Origin of the sequence: Edaphobacter dinghuensis (genome assembly GCF_014640335.1) — a bacterium.
Lineage (GTDB): Bacteria > Acidobacteriota > Terriglobia > Terriglobales > Acidobacteriaceae > Edaphobacter > Edaphobacter dinghuensis.
In genome coordinates, this window is the sequence record NZ_BMGT01000005.1 from 36,025 (window position 1) to 52,887 (window position 16,863).

The 16,863-nt window shown below is 55.4% G+C and carries 10 protein-coding genes and 2 tRNA genes; 4 read left to right on the forward strand and 8 right to left on the reverse strand.

Annotated elements, in window-relative coordinates:
- Window positions 1-10 precede the first annotated feature (10 nt).
- The 4 genes from IEW09_RS18300 to IEW09_RS18315 are packed head-to-tail and all read right to left on the reverse strand — an operon-like array spanning window position 11 to window position 8,414.
- Window positions 11-2,686: an ABC transporter permease gene (locus IEW09_RS18300; RefSeq protein ID WP_188555712.1), complete on the reverse strand. Its 2,676-nt coding sequence runs from the start codon at window positions 2,684-2,686 to the stop codon at window positions 11-13.
- 9 nt (window positions 2,687-2,695) lie between these two features.
- A complete protein-coding gene (locus tag IEW09_RS18305) occupies window positions 2,696-5,377 on the reverse strand; it encodes an ABC transporter permease (protein WP_229739438.1) in 2,682 nt (893 codons plus the stop codon).
- 47 nt (window positions 5,378-5,424) lie between these two features.
- Entirely contained in the window at window positions 5,425-8,061 is a 2,637-nt protein-coding gene (locus tag IEW09_RS18310) for an ABC transporter permease (protein WP_188555713.1), read from the reverse strand.
- Between the two features lie 8 nt (window positions 8,062-8,069).
- Window positions 8,070-8,414, reverse strand: coding sequence for a PadR family transcriptional regulator (locus IEW09_RS18315; protein WP_188555714.1), 345 nt, complete (start codon window positions 8,412-8,414; stop codon window positions 8,070-8,072).
- Between the two features lie 290 nt (window positions 8,415-8,704).
- Here IEW09_RS18315 and IEW09_RS18945 point away from each other — a divergent pair, with 290 nt between their 5' ends.
- A complete protein-coding gene (locus tag IEW09_RS18945) occupies window positions 8,705-9,007 on the forward strand; it encodes a hypothetical protein (RefSeq protein ID WP_505661221.1) in 303 nt (100 codons plus the stop codon).
- Window positions 9,008-9,092: 85 nt separating this feature from the next.
- On the opposite strand, the gene IEW09_RS18330 is transcribed toward IEW09_RS18945, so the two are convergent.
- Window positions 9,093-11,780 carry an ABC transporter permease gene (locus IEW09_RS18330; protein WP_188555716.1) on the reverse strand — a complete coding sequence of 896 codons (2,688 nt, stop codon included), beginning with the start codon at window positions 11,778-11,780 and terminating at the stop codon, window positions 9,093-9,095.
- Between the two features lie 6 nt (window positions 11,781-11,786).
- A complete protein-coding gene (locus IEW09_RS18335; RefSeq protein WP_188555717.1) occupies window positions 11,787-12,122 on the reverse strand; it encodes a PadR family transcriptional regulator in 336 nt (111 codons plus the stop codon).
- A gap of 238 nt (window positions 12,123-12,360) precedes the next feature.
- Here IEW09_RS18335 and IEW09_RS18340 point away from each other — a divergent pair, with 238 nt between their 5' ends.
- Window positions 12,361-12,705, forward strand: coding sequence for a PadR family transcriptional regulator (locus tag IEW09_RS18340; RefSeq protein WP_188555718.1), 345 nt, complete (start codon window positions 12,361-12,363; stop codon window positions 12,703-12,705).
- A 29-nt stretch (window positions 12,706-12,734) separates the two neighbouring features.
- On the forward strand, window positions 12,735-15,356 hold the full coding sequence (locus IEW09_RS18345; RefSeq protein ID WP_188555719.1) for an ABC transporter permease: 2,622 nt from the start codon (window positions 12,735-12,737) through the stop codon (window positions 15,354-15,356).
- Between the two features lie 683 nt (window positions 15,357-16,039).
- Here the strand turns inward: IEW09_RS18345 and IEW09_RS18350 are convergent.
- A tRNA-Pro gene (locus tag IEW09_RS18350) sits at window positions 16,040-16,116 on the reverse strand.
- 39 nt (window positions 16,117-16,155) lie between these two features.
- The gene (locus IEW09_RS18355) at window positions 16,156-16,692 is read right to left on the reverse strand and encodes a DUF4112 domain-containing protein (RefSeq protein ID WP_188555720.1); all 537 of its coding nucleotides are present in this window, start codon (window positions 16,690-16,692) and stop codon (window positions 16,156-16,158) included.
- Between the two features lie 40 nt (window positions 16,693-16,732).
- On the opposite strand from IEW09_RS18355, the gene IEW09_RS18360 reads away from it, so the two are divergent.
- A tRNA-His gene (locus IEW09_RS18360) sits at window positions 16,733-16,807 on the forward strand.
- The last annotated feature ends 56 nt before the right edge of the window (window positions 16,808-16,863 follow it).

Consider the following 16,863-nt stretch of genomic DNA (forward strand, 5'->3'; position numbering starts at 1 on the left):
GAAAAATCTCCTATTCAGACCGGAGCGCTCGCATTGGGTCAATGGAAGAAGCACGGTACGCTGGAAAATAGCAGGCGGCAAGGGTGACTACCATGAGCAATGTGCTCACTGCCAACAGCGTTAGGGGGTCGTAAGACCGAACGCCGTACAGCACCGGGGTTTTTGCAAGGTAGACGCTTTGCAATAAATGAGTCAGGGCGAGGGCGGCGGATATTCCGATGCTGACTCCAATAAGAGCAAGTTGTGCGCCACGTTTTAGGACATGCAGGAGGACTGTTCCGCGTTTGGCGCCCAGCACCATGCGAATAGCCATTTCCTGGGTGCGTTGGCTGACGAGATACGAGATCACTCCGTACAGCCCGATACTGGCAAGCAGTAGTGCAAGGCCGGAAAAAACACCCAGGAGAGCCAGGAAGAACTGCCGTGCCGCAAGTGTTGTTTCAATGAACTGCGTCATGGTTTCAGGTGAGTATGCGACCTGTTCGTGATTCATTTGACGTAATGCGCGCTGAATCTCTGGAAAAATCAGATCGGCTTTATCGGCGCGAACGACGAGATCGGTAACAATACCTGTCGGGGAAATCAGATCGTCCCCAACCATCTGGGCGGTCGGCAAATAGATTTGGGAGCGCAGCGAATAGCTTGCGTCATTATCCAGTCCCCACTGCATGACGTGTCCCACGACCCCTACGATCAGAATTTTTTTGTCGGACCCGTCGAAATTGAGTTGTTTCCCGACGGGATCGCTGTTGCCGAAGTATTGCTTTGCAAGCGATTCATCAATGACTGCTACCAAAGGGGAGTTAGCCCGGTCTGCATCGTTAAAGAAGCGGCCGTGCAAGAGCGAAATGTGCATCACTCGGAGATAATCAGGCTCAACGATGTAGCGAAGAGCCCAGTGCATGTCATTTGCGTATGTCGGCCGGGATTCATTATCCAACCAAAACAGCTGTTCATCATCATTGCCGGTCATGGGGAGTGAACCCCAGGAAGATGAAACCGCCTGAACGCCATGTACTTGTTTAATGTGGCGATCAACTTCACGAAGGTAGGTTTGTACTTCTCTGGTAGCAGCAGTTGGAGAATAGGGTACGGACAAGCTGAAAGTAAGAACTCCATTCGAATCGAAGCCGGGCTTACTGCGCGATAGCGTAACCAAACTGCGGATCATGAGGCCGGTAGCTACCAGCAATATAAGAGCGGCGGAAATTTCAAAAATCACCAGCGCATCCTGCGTCCTATGGCGCGCCCCGCTGGTACCCCTGCCATGTTCTTTCATCGCAGCTTGCGGTTGCTGTGTTGCAAGCTTCCATGCGGGTAGCAATCCGAAAATAATTCCTGTAGCGACAGAAACAACGACTGTCATGCCAAGTGCGAGCAGACTGAGATGAATTTCCGAAGTCCGAGGGAGCGCAGCAGGAACAAGTTTCACCGTGATGCGTGTCCCCCATGCTGCAAACAGGAGGCCAATGGTCCCGCCGGCAATAGACAACAGGGTGCTTTCAGTGAGTAACTGTCGAATGATTCGAGTACGGTTAGCTCCCAGTGAGAGGCGAACAGCAAATTCGTGCGCTCGTATATTTGCGCGGGCAAGTAGCAAGTTGGCCACATTGATGCAGGCGATGAGAAGAACAAATCCAACTGCGCCAAGCAGAGCCAGCAGAACAGGCTGTACGTCGCCTACAATTTTGCGGCGTAAAGAAGTGAGGCTGGCAGAAATATCATGGTCCTCATTCGGGTATGCGGCAGAAAGCTGTGTTGAAACAGCATTCATGTTTTCCTGCGCCTGCGCAATCGTTATGCCATGGAGGAGACGTGCAACCCCATGAATGCCTAGCCCTGCACTGCGAGCATTTAATGGTGCTTTCCATTGTCCAATCGGCAAATAGACATCCCCTGGCTTAAATGTGGAGAACGCGAGATCGAAATTCGCCGGAACTACGCCGACGATGGTAAAGTCTTTCCCCCCGAGGGCAATAGTTTTACCGATTGCGTTGGGTGCTGACCCAAATTTGCGAGCCCATAATCCCTCACTGATCAGGGCTATCGCACCTCGGTTAGGCTCATCCTCGCCTGTTGTGAACAACCTACCCGTAGTGGGCTTTACTCCAAGCAGAGAAAAGAAGTCCGAAGATACATAGTCACCGTGAATGCGCTCCGCCTGACCTAATCCGGTCAATAGAAAACCCGTATGACGAAAGATAGCCAAGGCCGAAAAACAGTGGTTGTCCTTTTGCCAGTCACGGAAGTTGGGGTATGAGATGGAGCCATCCTTGAAATTCGGCTTGCTGGCGTCCACGGCAACCAGTTCGTCTGGTTGTGGCAAAGCAATCGGGTGCAGAAGCACGGTGTCCACGATTGAGAACAAGGCGGTGTTGATTCCAATGCCGAGTGCGAGAGTGAGAAGTGCCGTTATCGTGAATGCTGGCGACTTGCAAAGCTGACGGATGCCATATTTCACGTCTGCCCAAAATGATTCGAGCGTTGGCCACTGCCAGACTTCGCGGCTACGCTCTTCGATCCGCGTCACATTGCCGAACTCGCGTCGGGAGGTTCGTTCAGCTTCTTCTCGCGTCATGCCGCGATCCATTAGGTCGGCAATTTTTTCGTTGAGATGTTCGCGAATCGATTCAGACAGCTCATCGTAACGACGGCCGCGAAAGAACAATTGTTTGATCCAGTTCATTCTGAACTCCTATTCAGACCGCAGGGCTAGAGCGGGATCAACTTCCGCTGCACGGCGTGATGGCAAATAGCATGCAAGCAGAGCGGCTATCATCACGGCACAAGTGATTGCGATGTACGTCATCGGATCGTGAGCACTAACGCCGTAGAGAAGTGCGGACATGAAACGCATCGTTGCCAACGAGATCACCAAGCCAATCGTGATCCCAGCAACAGTGAGCCACATGCCTTGTCGTACAAACGCCCCTACCACCGCACTACGCTGTGCGCCGAGAGCCATCCGAATTCCAATTTCGCGAGTTCGTTGAGACACGGAATATGCAATCACCCCATATATTCCAATGGTTCCGAGGACGAGAGCTATTCCTCCAGAGACGCAGAGCATCAGAAGCGTAAAAGTTGTTCGGGCCATCGATTGCGCGTAGAGGTCGCCCAGTGTTTCACTGTTCGCCAGCGGCACATTTGGATCGACCATTGCTACTTGTTGCTCGATAGCTTTCATCAAAGATTGCGTCCCCGCAAGCTGACTTCGCACCACAAAAACTGTGGCGCGACGTAGCCATTGCTTTTGACCATCGAAATTGTCCATCATGAGGGGCCAGTACACCATTGACGGAGCAGGTTTCTCGACGCCGTCATAATGAACATCTTCAGAAACGCCGATGATTTCTCGCCATGTGTCGGTGCTCGTTACGCGTATTCTTTGACCTAATGCGTCTTGAGGCCGATGCCAGTATTCGCTGGCGAAACTCTTCGAGACGACGACAACCGGCCTCTTCTCGTAGATGTCGGTCCATGTGAAATCCCGACCAGCGAGCAACTGTGTGCCGAGTGTCGAAAAGAATCCTGGCGCTATGAAGTTGAACCGTCTTGAAGGAGGTATCTCATTGCCTTCATAAGTGTGATTCTGTACAAAGACAGGATTGTTGAAGCTGTTGCTGTCCATCGGCACGGCAGAGCCACTGCTCACCGAAGCAACGCTCGGAATCGAGCTAATCTTTTGTCTAGTCGCCTCGTCCATGCGGATCACAAGCTCCGGAGAGCTATCCGGGATCTGAGTCTCCGGGATATAGAAGCCGAATGTCTGGACAGTTTCAGGGGAAGTGAATCCGGGCAATACATGCATCATCGCCTGAAATGTACGAATCATAAGTCCCGAACAAACCAGCAGGATTACCGAAAGGGCAACCTGAAGCATGACGAGTGCTTTGCGTGTGCGTTGCCCTTTTCTGCCCTCGCCTACCCCGCGGCCTCCCTCTCGAAGATTGCTTATGAGGTGTGGGCTTGTGTTTTTAAGAATCGGAACACAGGCAATCAGAATGCTGGTAGTCACTGCAACGGTTACGGTAAACAACAACACAGATGGCGTGACGCTAATATCTCGGATGCGCGGGATGTTCGCGGCTCCAAGTCTCACAATAACGCGCATCGATCCCAATGCTAGTAGCAGTCCAATCAGGCTTCCCGTAAGCCCGAGCAGCATACTCTCGAGGAGAATGTCGGCGGAAACCCCTTTCCTCGCTGCTCCGATGGCATAGCGAATGGTAAATTCATGATGCCTGCCTTCGACGCGAACAAGCAGGAGATTCGCAACATTTGCGCAGGCCACCAAAAGCACCAGAATGGTCGAGGCCAGCAGAATCCAGAGAGCATTCTGGACATTGCCGACCAGTTCCCCCTTTAAGGGCATCAGGCTCGGCGCAAGGTGCATTGACTGAAAGAAGCTGGCACTCACGCCCTCTGGCGGCGGGAATGTCCGTATTACCACAGGAAGCAGGCGCTCGAGATCAGTACCGGCTTGTTGCACACTGACCCCTGGTTTCAGCCTTGCTATAGCGTGCGCGTTAAAACTTCCGAGGGCTGTAGTGGCACGATCCCACCGCATCGGGAGTATCAACGAGGGATCTTTCTGATCTAGGAAATGGAAGCGTTGGGGAAGAACGCCGATTATTTCCATGGGTGTGCCGCCCACCGTAATCGAGTTGCCGATGACCGATGATGCTCCGCCGAATCGTTGCTGCCAATATGGATATGTGAGTATCACAGTCCTTGCAGCTCCCGGCGAGTCATCGTGTCGAGTAAACAACCGTCCCCGTACCGGACTAACTCCCAGGAGTGGCAAGGTGCCATCTGTGACATCCAAAACACGCACGTGTTCCGGTGCTCCGGCACCAGTTACGTCAAGCTCATCATTGTTATAGGCACCGATGTCCACGAGTGTCGTATTTTGCTCGCGATAGACAAAGTAGATCGAGGGATCGATGCCCATCTTCTTAAAGCCCGCTTGCTGCGATGAGTGATCCACAGCAATCAGTCGGTCGGGATCGGGATAGGACAAGGGCTTGAGCAATACGCCGTTCACGACGCTGAAGATCACGGTATTTGCGCCGACTGCAACCGCGAGAGTGATCAGGGCGATTGTCGTGAATAGAGGTGCTCGCCTCAGTCGCCGCAACGCATATTTCGTATTCGCCAACAGAGATTCCAGCTTTGGCCACTGCCATACTTCGCGGCTACGCTGCTCAATCAATGCCACATTCCCAAACTCGCGGCGGGCTGCGCTTTCGGCTTGTTCCCGAGTCATCCCCCGATCCATCAGGTCAGCAATCTTTTCGTCGAGGTGTTCGCGGATTGAATCGGACAACTCGCTATAGCGGCGATGGCGAGAGTACTGCGGCCATATCCATTTCATCCTGATACTCCAGTTCCTAAAACGAAGGTATGGGCATGTCTTCTCTGTTATTCCTCTCTGAGCAGGCGTGCCGGGTCGATTCTGAGCGCTCGCCTGGCAGGTAGTCCTGTTGCCAGCACGCCGAGCAGAGCCATGGTCACGAACACGCCTCCAAGCACCCATGGATCGTGCGGAGTCGCCTCGTACACGACCTGGGCGAGAAGATGGCTCGCAAGAATTCCGATGAGCAGGCCCGAGACGGACCCTGAAAGGAGAAGGATGAAGGGGCGCCCGAGCGCCGGCCCGAGCAAATCTACATGATTTGCGCCCAGGGCGACCCGGATGCCAAGCTCTTTCATACGTTTTGAGACACTGTATGAAGCCATGCCAAAGATGCCAGTAAGTGCGAGCATGGCAGCCAACAATCCCATGATCCCGAGTGCACCGGTGGCTGCCTTCGCTGGAAACAAAGCGAGATCGAGTGCATCCGGCCAGCTATGCAATGTGAGTGGAAGGTTCGGATCAATAGCGTCGAGCGCGTGATAGAGAGCATTGCTGATTTCGCTCGAGGCAAGTGGTGAACGCACCACGAGCACGGTGCCGTTATTGTTGATTTCCTGTGTGAAGGGAAAAAAGACCGCTGGCTGCGGGTCTTCGGTCAGCGACTGATATTTGCCGTCTTCGACGACACCGATGACTTCCTTCGGCTGAGTTCCTCGAAAGAGAAGAAAGTGCTGTCCCACGGCGGGCGCGTTTCCAAACAGCATATGGGCGAAGGTTGCGTTGACCACTGCTACCTGAGGAGAATTGGCGTTGTCGCTCCAGTTGATAGCTCGGCCGGCAAGCAAGCGAGTTCCAGCGGCGTCGAGATAACCCGGGGAGATGGCGAAGTTGTGAGCGTCGAAGGCCTCCTTGCGAAAATCTGTTGTGCCGGCTCGAAAAATCCCCTCACCCCCGCAACAACTCTTTCCGAGGATCGTCCGGTCGATCATTCCTACGGCTGACACACCGGGCAATTGAGCCACCGTCTCCAACATGCGTTTTTGCATCGGCAGGAATTGATCCGGAGGGTACCCGGCCATCGTCAGGTCGGTCTCGGCCAGCATCACTCCTTGCGGCTGGAAGCCGAATGGAGCATGCAGAGACCGCACCATGCCGCGCAGCGCTACAAAGGAAGCCGTGACCAGCAGAGTACAAAGAACGATCTGAATGCCAAGCAGAAGGTCGCGAAGGGCAAGCCGGCGAAATATGGGTGTCGCCGTCATGCCGCCCTTCATGGCCTGGGCGGCATCGGTTCGCCAGATCATCCGCGCTGGTAACAATCCAAACAAAACGCCGCTCGCGAGAGAAAGCAGAAACGCGGCCATGTAGACCGTTGTATCGGGATGAACCAACACATGGAACGGCATGTCCTGAAAGGGCTGCCATCGACTCAGCCCACGCAACAACTGACTGGCAAAGATTGCTCCTGCCAGACCTCCGAAAAGCGAGATGAGCACCGCTTCCAGCAGAAGACCCCGCAAAATGCTCCAGTGGCTGGAACCAACGGCCAAACGGATCGCCAGTTCGCGTCCGCGGTCCGTCGCGCGCGCAGTAAAAATGCTGCCCAGGTTAGCGCACGCCGCCAGAAGTACCAGTCCTGCCAGCAGCATGATGCCTTTGAGAAATCCGCGGATGGGATCTCCCCAGGAATCGCCCATCAATCCGGGTTTCACCAGTCTGGCTGTTATTCCATAATCTGAGGTGGGGTATTGCTCGGCCAGACGACGCGAGATGACGGTTAAATCATCCGTTGCCTGTTGACGCGTGACTCCTGGCTTCAACCGCCCGAGAATCCAGGGATTATGGGATGCCCGGTTCACGAGGTAGTTGGTATTCATTCCGATCCCGGGCGCACTCGTAATGGGGATCCAGAAGTCGGGCCAGTAGAGCAGCTCCGTGCCATGAAAATCGGGCTGAGCGATGCCGATCACGGTCAAGGGATGCTTATTGACATCGATCGTCTTGCCGACGATGCCGGGATCACCGTTAAAACGCCGCTGCCAGAATTCATGACTGAGAACCACGTAGGGAGCGGAGTTGATGCCATGCTCGTCACTCGCGTGTAGGAATCTTCCAAGCTCGGGCTGCACGCCGAGCAGATCGAAATAGTTGCCGGAGACAAAGTAGCCGAAGTTTTTCGTCGTCGTATTGCCCGCAGTGATTGCCGCACTGGTCGTGTCGTATGCCGCCATGCCGCTGAATGTGTTGTTGCGGTCGCGATAGTCCACATAGTCGGGATAAGACTGGTAGTGGGAATTGTGCTGCTGATGCACAACGTTCACCAGTTCCTGCGGATCTGAAACATTCAGAGGCCTGAGGATAAGCGCATTCAGGACGCCGAAGACGACAACATTCGCCCCGATCCCAAGGGCTAATGTGATGACCGCTGTTGTCGAGAATCCGGGATGCTTGATTAATTGGCGCATCGCATATTTCAGGTCACCCCAGAGCGCGTCAACCCTCGCCCACAGCCACACCTCGCGGCTGCGCTGCTCGATCACCGCCACATTCCCGAACTCAAGACGCGCGGCTCGTTCCGCTTCATCCCGTGTCAGGCCACGGTCCATGAGATCCTCAATCTTTTCATCGAGGTGTTCGCGGATCGTCTCGGAAAGCTCGTCGTAGCGACGGCGACGAGAGAACAACTGTCGAAGCCAGCCCATAAAGCCTCCTACTGTCCCGCCAGCGCGAGCACCCGAGTGACTCCGGCAAACATCTTCTCGACGCTCGCAAGCTCCTGCTCGAGATGTTTCTGTCCTGCTTCAGTCACTTTGAAGATCCGGACCGGCCGGTTCCTCGCCGAAAGGCCCATCTCTGTTTCGAGCCAACCGGTCTTCAGCATCCGCTGCAGCGCCGGGTACAAAGAGCCCTCTTCTATCTGCAGATAATCCTCGGAAATATCCTTCAGCCGTTGCGCTAATGCATAGCCGTGCATCGGCCTCCAACTCAGGCTTTTGAGAATCATCAGTTCGATAGCTCCAGGGAAAAGATCGCGATATTCGGTTTTCTTCTTCATGGAGCGGAACAATACTTTATTGAAACAAGTATGTCAAATATAGTAGTTAAGCTCTTATTGCACTCCAATAGGCAAGTGCCCTCTTGTGCTATGCAGGAGTGAGCGATGGGAGAAAAGCCGTCAGTCAGGCTGGGAACGATGGCCCTGATGGTATTGAAGACGCTTGATCTGATGGGGCTGCAGCACGGATACGGGCTTGCGCGCCGGATCGAGCAGATCAGCGGAGACGCATTTCCCCTCAATTACGGCACGTCTATCCAGTCCTGCTCAAGCTCGAGCAGGAAGGTTCGATCGAATCCGAGTGGGGATTCTCGGAAAACAACCGCAGGGCGAAGTTCTACAGATTGATCGCGAGTGGAACGAAAACTCCAGAAAGAGACGCAAAGCTGGGAACAGGCGACAAAGATTCTGGCGCGGTTTCTGTCGCCGGACAAGGAGCTCGTGTGAAGCGCCTGCGTGCATGGAACCGCCGTCTTCGCGGCATCATTCAGCCTGCCTGGCTGAAGCCGCAATGTTGTTGGTCGTTAGCCTGCCTGATTCCCGCCCGCAGGGCCACAGCCGTCGGTCCTGTAAAAGCTTTGCGCTATGGCTGACATAGTGCATTGGCCTCACCCTGTGTACCGGTGTCGAAGATGACAGTGACATTAGGCGAGAAGCAATCTATTGCAGGCTAGGATGCTATTCGCCTCTCAATGCGAGGTTGGGGTCGATCCGCATCGCCCGTATTGCCGGCAAAAGAGTAGCGGCGCCCGCACACAGCACCAGCGTCGCTGCGGCGAAGGCAAAGCTGAGCGGGTCACGGGTGCTCACGCCGTAGAGAACCCCATCATGCTGATGCGGCACCATAAATAGCTTGTCTCCCAGGAGTCCGCCCGCAATGAAAGCGATTGCGAATCCGATAATGGAACCAAGGGCAACGAGACTAGATGTTTGCCGGGACACGAGTTTCACAACATCCATTCGCTGCGCTCCTACCGCGATTCGCACGCCGATATCACGCGTCTGCTGAACTACGGCAAAAGAGAGCGTCCCAAACAAAGCAACGGCTGTGAGGAGCAGGCTCAATCCGGCGAACACCGAAACCATCGACAGATTCAATCGCGATCCACGCAACTGCTCCCGCACAACGGAAGCAAGTGGGCGCAGTTCAGCGACAAATTGTTCCGGATCGAGGGCCTGCATTTTCTGCCTCATGACCGGAGCAACTGCGTTGAAAGCGTGCGTTTTGACAACGAGATACATCGCGCGCGGAACTCCCTGCGAGACAGGCAAGTAGAGATCGTCAAATGGGACCTCGTTCAGGCCAATATCTCTAACGTTGCCTGCAATCCCGACAATCTCCACTCGTCCCTCGGGTATCGACGGCTCATCTCCGGCCAGCAGCAACAATTGTTTCCCAATCGGATTTTCACCCGCAAATAAATGTCTGGCCAAATTTTGATTGATCATAGCGACCCGCAGGCCGGAGGCCAGATCGCCTTCATTCAATGCGCGACCTTTCAGGATCGGGATGCCAAGGAGTTGAAAATAGCCAGGAGTTACGTTGCGGGTGAAAGCAAAGGGTTCCTGGCCATGCGGTGGCCGCGGGTGATCTGCGCGGGCGTAGTTCACTTCAATCCCACCCGACAGAGGAAGGCCGCTGGCCAGTGCAGCCTGTTGGACCCCTGGCACCCCGGAGACCTGATCAAGCGCTCGATGGTAGAAGGCTGTGACTGGTGGGGCATTCGTATAGTGGGGTCCGCTGAGCGAGATCTGCATTGCGGCAATGCCCTTGGGATCGAACCCCAGTGTGACCTGTTCGAGGTGCCTATAACTGCCGGCAAACAGCCCGGTGCCGAAAAGCGAGAGAAACGCGAGGGCTATTTGCGTTACGGAGAGGGCCGCGAGGCGGCGTCTCAGTTTCGGACTGCTCGATGCCGACCGTCCGGAGCCACGCAGCAGCGCCTCGAGGTCCGATCGAGGTCCAAAGAGTACGGGTGCCAGCCCGAAGAAGAGCGCCGCAAGTGCCGCAGTCAGCATCACAAAACCAATCGACCACAGGCTCATCGACAAGTCGGTCTCGCGCTGGACCATATGCATGAAGCCGAGGGCTTTCAGCCCCTGCAGGGCCGACAGTGCCAGAATCATGCCGACGACGCTGCCGATCGTCACTAACCACGCGCTCTCAGCGATCGCCTGTCGAAGCATCGCAGCGCGATTCGCCCCAAGCGCCTCCCGCACCGCGAATTCCCGGCTGCGGACGGCCGAGCGCATCAGTTGCAGCGTTGCAACATTGAAGCACGCGATGAGCAGCACGAAAAAGGCAAAGACCAGCGACAGGAGAAGCCATGTGCGAGTGGCGTCCGCGGTAAATGCGTGGATTGGATCTTCTACGAGGACACCAAAATTGGCATCGGAATCCGGATATTCGCGAGCGAGAACGTGAGCGATGGATTCCAGATCGGCCAAGGCCGCAGCCCGGGTGGTCCCGGAACGTAAGCGCCCAAACACGGCCAGATCGCGTTTGTCGCGTGGCAGCTCACCGCTGACTATCAAAGGAACAAACACATCAGGCGTGCGCAGGATGTCGAGGCGGAAGGTCGACGGCAGAATGCCCGTAACCGTGTATTCCCGGTCATCCAGCCGGAGACTCTTGCCGAGCGCGTTTTGTTCCGATCCAAAGACACGCCGGGCGAACGCGAAAGTCAGTATGGCTTCTGCCTGGTTGCCGGGTTCTTCATTCCTGGGCTGGAATGTCGTGCCCGCTTCCGGCAGGACGCCCAGGGTCTCGAAGAAGCCGGATGAGACGGCAGACACGAGCACCCGTTCCGTCTGGTGATCTGCCAGGAAGCGGCGCCTGGAAGGCCACTGCATCGCAGCCATCCTTTGGAACGTCTGCGCTCTCTGTCTCCAGTCGGCGAAATTCGCGGTGGATACCGATGTCTGTTGCCATTCCTGCTTGAGATTTCTCTCCCAGACAACCACGAGCTTCTGCGGTTCGGGGAAGGGCAGCGGCCGCCAGAGCTGTGACTCCACCACACTGAAGAGTGTTGTCGATGTTGCGATGCCGAGTGCAATCGTCAGGACTGCAGTCACAAAGAATGACGGGCTTTTGATCAAGACCCGCAGGCCATAACGCAGGTCGCGAACGAAATTCTCGACCAATACGATTCCGCGAGCGTCGCGACATTGCTCTCTTATGAGTTCCTTTGTTCGCAACTCCTGAGCAGCTTGCTGCCTAGCTTGTTCCGGCGGGATTCCCAACTCGATCTGTCTCTCCGCCTCACGATCGAAATAATCTCGTAACTCGTCTTCAAGATCCTCTTCCACTTTGGCTCGATGGAGCAGAGAACGGAATCGCAGCTGCAATTTTCGGAGAGCTCTCATAGGCACCTACCCCTCTGCGGGAAGAACAATGGAATTAACAGCCAGCGAGAGGCGCTTCCAGTTCGCTGTCTGCCGGTTCAATTGCTTGCGGCCTTCTTTCGTCAGCGTGTAGAACTTCACACGCCGCTGTGTTTCGCTCATGGACCAATCCGCGGTGATCCAGCCCTCCTGCTCCAGCTTGTGAAGAGCCGGATATAGAGAGCCGGGGCCGACTTGGAGAATCTCGTTCGACATCTGCTTGAGCCTTTGCGCGAGCGCCCAGCCATGCATCGGCTCAAGTTCCAGGATCTTAAGGATCAACAGATTGAGCGTTCCTTGCAGTAGATCATTAGGCTTGGTCATAGTATTATCGGATACCGATAATACGAGCCTACCATTCGACGTAACACCTCTTCAAGGTTCCATTCAGGCATGCAGTGCACGAAGGCATTAACCGGCACATTCTGTCTCTTGGGGCGGTTGCCGCCGTGTCTTCCTCTCATTGGATCCATTCGCTTCGAACACAAAACCGGCTGCTCCTGTTGTCTTCCCAATGGAAGTGTGGCATTCTTCCTGTGGGTAAAGCAATGAAGGAGCGCCGATGAAAAAGAAGGACGTGCTTCCCGGTACGCTTGCACTCATGGTTCTGAAAACCCTCGATGTTCTAGGCCCGCTGCATGGCTATGGCATTGCGCGGCGCATCGCGCAGATCAGCGGAGAGTTGCTCTCGTTGAACCAGGGAACGTTGTATCCGGTTCTGATCCGCCTGGAACAAGAGGGGGCCATTGCCTCGCAATGGGGGCCATCGGAGAACAACCGTCGCGCCCGCTTTTACCGCCTTACCCGGAGCGGCCAAAAATTGTTGCATGCCGAGACGCGGGAGTGGGAACAGGCCGCAGCCATCGTCGAACGATTCTTCCGCGTGAAAGCCGAGGATTTGCAATGAGAGTCCTGCGACCATTTCTCATCCGCCTGATGAATCTCGCCAAAGGCAACGACCAGGCAAGGCTGTGGGAGGAATTAGAAGAGCATCACACATTGCTGACAGAAGAATACATCCGTGCAGGCATGGATAAAACGGAAGCTCGCCGTCAGGCGACGCTGGCGATAGGACCCATGCAGGTAGTTCGGGAACAGTACCATGCGCAGAAGACATTTCCGGTTTTGGAGAATTTTGTCAGGGACCTTCGCTTCGCAGTTCGGAAGCTGATCAAATCTCCGTCTTTTGCCATCGCTACGATCCTGACGATGGCGCTTGGTATCAGCGCTACATCGCTTGTCTTTAGTGTTTTCTATGCAGCGGTTGTGGCGCCCTATCCCTACAGGGATGCGAATCACATCGTGCAGATGGGGTTCGCCGGGAAACAAGGAATCCGCGGATTTATGGCCGTCAATGGGACTGACTTCCACGCGGTTCGACACGCGAGCACCGTCGCCGACGCCATGCTGACGGACTTTGCCGATCCGATTACCACGATCTCCGGTTACCCGGAAGATATTCATGTTGCGCGGATGTCGGGCAACGCGTTCGATTTTCTTGGAGTGGCTCCTCTGTTTGGCCGGACGCTGACTCCGGCAGATCGAAACCAGCCTTTCGTCGTGCTTGGCTATCGTTTATGCCGATCGCATTTTCAATGCGATGCGAGAATACTGGGCCGAACCATCGATTTCGACCACCGGCAATTTGTGGTTGTTGGCGTCATGCCGCCGAGGTTCGCATGGGAAGAGTCGGCGGCTTTCATTCCACTCCCTGCGGATAACAATCCGGACGAGGGACATCCGCTCTACTTGCGGGCCAGGTCTGGCGTCTCCTCAAGTGCGATGGCGTCCCAAATGCTGAGCCTGGTGCGCCATTTTGTTCTCGCGAATGAAGGGGTGGCACTTCCTTCGGAAACCCGCCTGGTTGCAATACCCTACGGTCAACGGAGTGGAGACGGCACACAAAGGCGAATGGTCTTGCTTTTTGCTCTGGTGTGCGTCCTCCTTTTGATCGCATGCGCCAACGTCTCGATATTGCTGCTCAGCCGGACAAGCGCGCGGGGTCACGAGTTCCAAATGCGCCATGCACTGGGAGCATCCCAGCGCCGCATTTTGGGACAGGTACTTGTCGAATCAGTCTTGATTGCGTGCAGCGGAGGAGCTCTCGGCGTCGGCCTTGCCTGTGCGGGTGTTGCCGTGTTGCAAACCGCGATTGCCAAAAGCTTCTTCCCTGCGGAAGCGGTGCTTACGATCAATGTGTGGGTAGTTTCATTCAGCACGGTGATTTCAGTAGCAACGGGGATACTCTTCGGCCTAATACCGGGTCTTTATGCGTCGAGAAATAGTGACACACCGCTGCTGGCTCCACAGCCGATCTCCGGGGCGTCCGGTCATCGGCACTCCCAACGCATCCTCATCGCGTTCCAGGTAGCGCTTACCTTGGTTTTGCTTGCGGTCGCAGAAACATCGATTCGGTCCTTTGTGTCTCTTTACCGAATGAACATGGGCTACGATCCCCACCATGTGTATTCGCTTCGCCTGCCGCTGTCCTTTGCCAAGAATGAAAGCTGGGCGTCGCGGGTCCAATACCAGGCCCAGCTCGGAGAAGCACTTCGACGTATTCCCGGAGTGCTGGATGCCAGTGTCAGTGAAGCGATGCCCACGGGCGGTGGAATGCGGATGGAGTATGGCATGCCGGAGGAGCAGTATGGCGGTGACATGGATGTCAAAATGCCGCGCGCAGACTTCGAATTTGTCGATGCCCACTACCTGTCACTGCTGCATATTCCTGTTCTTTCAGGGAGACCTTTCCTCCAAACGGACCTGGACTCTGCCGAACCTGTCGCCATCGTCAACAAGACATTCGCACGCCGTTTGTTCGGTGAACAAAATCCCCTGAGAAGGACACTGCGATTACCGCCTCTCGCAGCTGGATACGAGAATTTCGTGCGGCCCCCGCATGCATCGCAGATGGTCCGCATTATCGGGATCGCGGGGGATGTACGTGATGCGTGGATGCCTGGCGCGCCCGCCCGGGAGACGATCTACCTGCCAGAATCGCTCTTCGCCAGCCCATACCGTCTGGCTGCTCAACTACGCACCACAGAGGACTCCGACGCGATTCTCGAAACGGCTCGCCACGTCATAGCTGGCGTCAACCGCGCGCAACCTGTCTCGGATCCGCGCAAACTTGACGAGATCCTGAGTGAAGACCTACGCAGTCGCGACCGCTGGCTCGCGATCCTGGCTGGCGCGTTCTCGGCAAGCGCCTTGTTTCTGGCGGCAATGGGCCTTTACAGCACCACGTTGTTTGCCGCCGGCCTGCGCATGCGCGAGTTCGGGCTTCGCGTCGCCCTGGGTGCTGCCCGCTGGGAAATCTTTCGCCTTGTTCTCTTTTCAGAGGTTCGAGCGGTGACTACCGGAGTCGGCATCGGCGTCTTATTGACCCTCTTTATACAGAGAGTCCTCCTCAGTGTAGTGGGGTTGGCCCCCATTCAGCTCTGGTTCTTGATTCCCGCATGCCTCGGGATGCTGCTTGTTTGTGCATTGGCGAATTCCTTCCCTGCACGACAGGCCGCGTATGTCGAGCCGAATACGATTCTGCGATCAGAATCATGATTCGATCCGAGAATTCCTCGCGCTCCCAGTCGCGGAGCCGAGCCTCCTATTGTCATGAGGTCGAGAAACTCCTCGCGAGCACAGCAACAAGTCTTGGCCTGCCTCAGTGGATTCTGACCGGAGGAGCACAGTCTATTCAGACTCTCCGGAAGCTCCTGCGTGCACACAGGATGCTCTTCTCTAGGCTGAGCGTAAAGCCTATTGGGCCAACGGAAAAACCGGGCTCGACTGATCGATGCATGGGAGGGATGCCATGGGGTCTCGATGATGAAGATCGCGAGCCGTTCACCAGACGAATCAAGGCGAGCAGGGCCTCGATATTGGCGCAGGTTGCCGTGTAGTCGATTCGCGATCAGAGCAGCGATTTCACTATGGTTGCCAGGTGCTCGTGAGGGCATGAGCGGTCATCCCTCCAGATGCATAGAAATCGATGAATCGAGGTGAGCCGATGGAAGCGAGTACCACGTGGATTGGCGGATCATCGCTCTTCAAAAACGGCGTCAGGTGGAGGCCCTGAATCGCCGGTTTTGGGAGAAATTCGGGTGGTGCAGGTGGTGCAGTTTTTGGGTAGAATTGGTTCCACGGCAGAGATTCCAGAGAATTCATGGAAGTTATGGAAATTCGGAACCTGCTGATTCTAAAACGGATATGGCTTAAGCTGCATCGATTCAATCAGTTGATTTTGGTCGGGGCGGAGGGATTCGAACCCCCGACCCTCTGCTCCCAAAGCAGATGCGCTACCAGACTGCGCTACGCCCCGACTGCCTTTAGTCTATCGCATCCATGCGTCGGCTCAACGCTACATAGCAAAGAGTCGATGCATATCCATGCCAATCGTTCGCAAAACGTGTTCTGCCATCCATGCAACCAGCAGCATCGGCAACAGAACCAACCCTGCCAACACAACACATAGCACAATCAGAAATACCCAGCTCTGGATCGTATGTTTTCTCGGCTGCGCCAGGCTGCCGGCCAGCAGAGCATAGTTGCGCCGGTTCGCGCGCCAGGCAATGTCGAACATATCGCCCACAACCGGCACCGATCCCACCACAACTTCGATCCCTACATTGGCCACCATGCGCGCCAGCGTCACATACGAAACACCGCGCATCCAGGCGGCAACGATGATGATGCACGAAGCAATTCCGCCAATCACATCGCCGATTCCCGGGATCACGCCAACGATGCCATCGAGACCGAAACGGATTGAGGTGCCGGGAATCTTCAGGAAATCATCCAGAATATGCGACAGCATATCCAGATTTTCGTCATCGAATAATTTTCCACCGCGTTTCAGGCGTGGCGGCAGAACCTCGGGCTTTGCTGTAAATTCCATCGCACTCCCACGGTCGCGGTGCTATAATTCTCAGTATACGGCGGCTATAGTTCAGTGGCAGAACGCCGCTCTGTGGCAGCGGATGTCGTGGGTTCGAACCCCACTAGCCGCCCCAAAATCTTTCCCCTCATCGAAGTCCAGTTATAGATACCTTCGAGCTCTCGGTCCGAC

Excerpts from the sequence above, each read along its gene's own strand:
- IEW09_RS18335 (WP_188555717.1), bottom strand. The coding sequence starts at position 12,122 with ATGACCAAGCCTAATGATCTACTGCAAGGAACGCTCAATCTGTTGATC.
- IEW09_RS18330 (WP_188555716.1), bottom strand. The coding sequence starts at position 11,780 with ATGAGAGCTCTCCGAAAATTGCAGCTGCGATTCCGTTCTCTGCTCCAT.
- IEW09_RS18345 (WP_188555719.1), top strand. The coding sequence starts at position 12,735 with ATGAATCTCGCCAAAGGCAACGACCAGGCAAGGCTGTGGGAGGAATTA.
- IEW09_RS18355 (WP_188555720.1), bottom strand. The coding sequence starts at position 16,692 with ATGGAATTTACAGCAAAGCCCGAGGTTCTGCCGCCACGCCTGAAACGC.
- IEW09_RS18305 (WP_229739438.1), bottom strand. The coding sequence starts at position 5,377 with ATGAAATGGATATGGCCGCAGTACTCTCGCCATCGCCGCTATAGCGAG.
- IEW09_RS18340 (WP_188555718.1), top strand. The coding sequence starts at position 12,361 with ATGAAAAAGAAGGACGTGCTTCCCGGTACGCTTGCACTCATGGTTCTG.
- IEW09_RS18315 (WP_188555714.1), bottom strand. The coding sequence starts at position 8,414 with ATGAAGAAGAAAACCGAATATCGCGATCTTTTCCCTGGAGCTATCGAA.
- IEW09_RS18310 (WP_188555713.1), bottom strand. The coding sequence starts at position 8,061 with ATGGGCTGGCTTCGACAGTTGTTCTCTCGTCGCCGTCGCTACGACGAG.
- IEW09_RS18300 (WP_188555712.1), bottom strand. The coding sequence starts at position 2,686 with ATGAACTGGATCAAACAATTGTTCTTTCGCGGCCGTCGTTACGATGAG.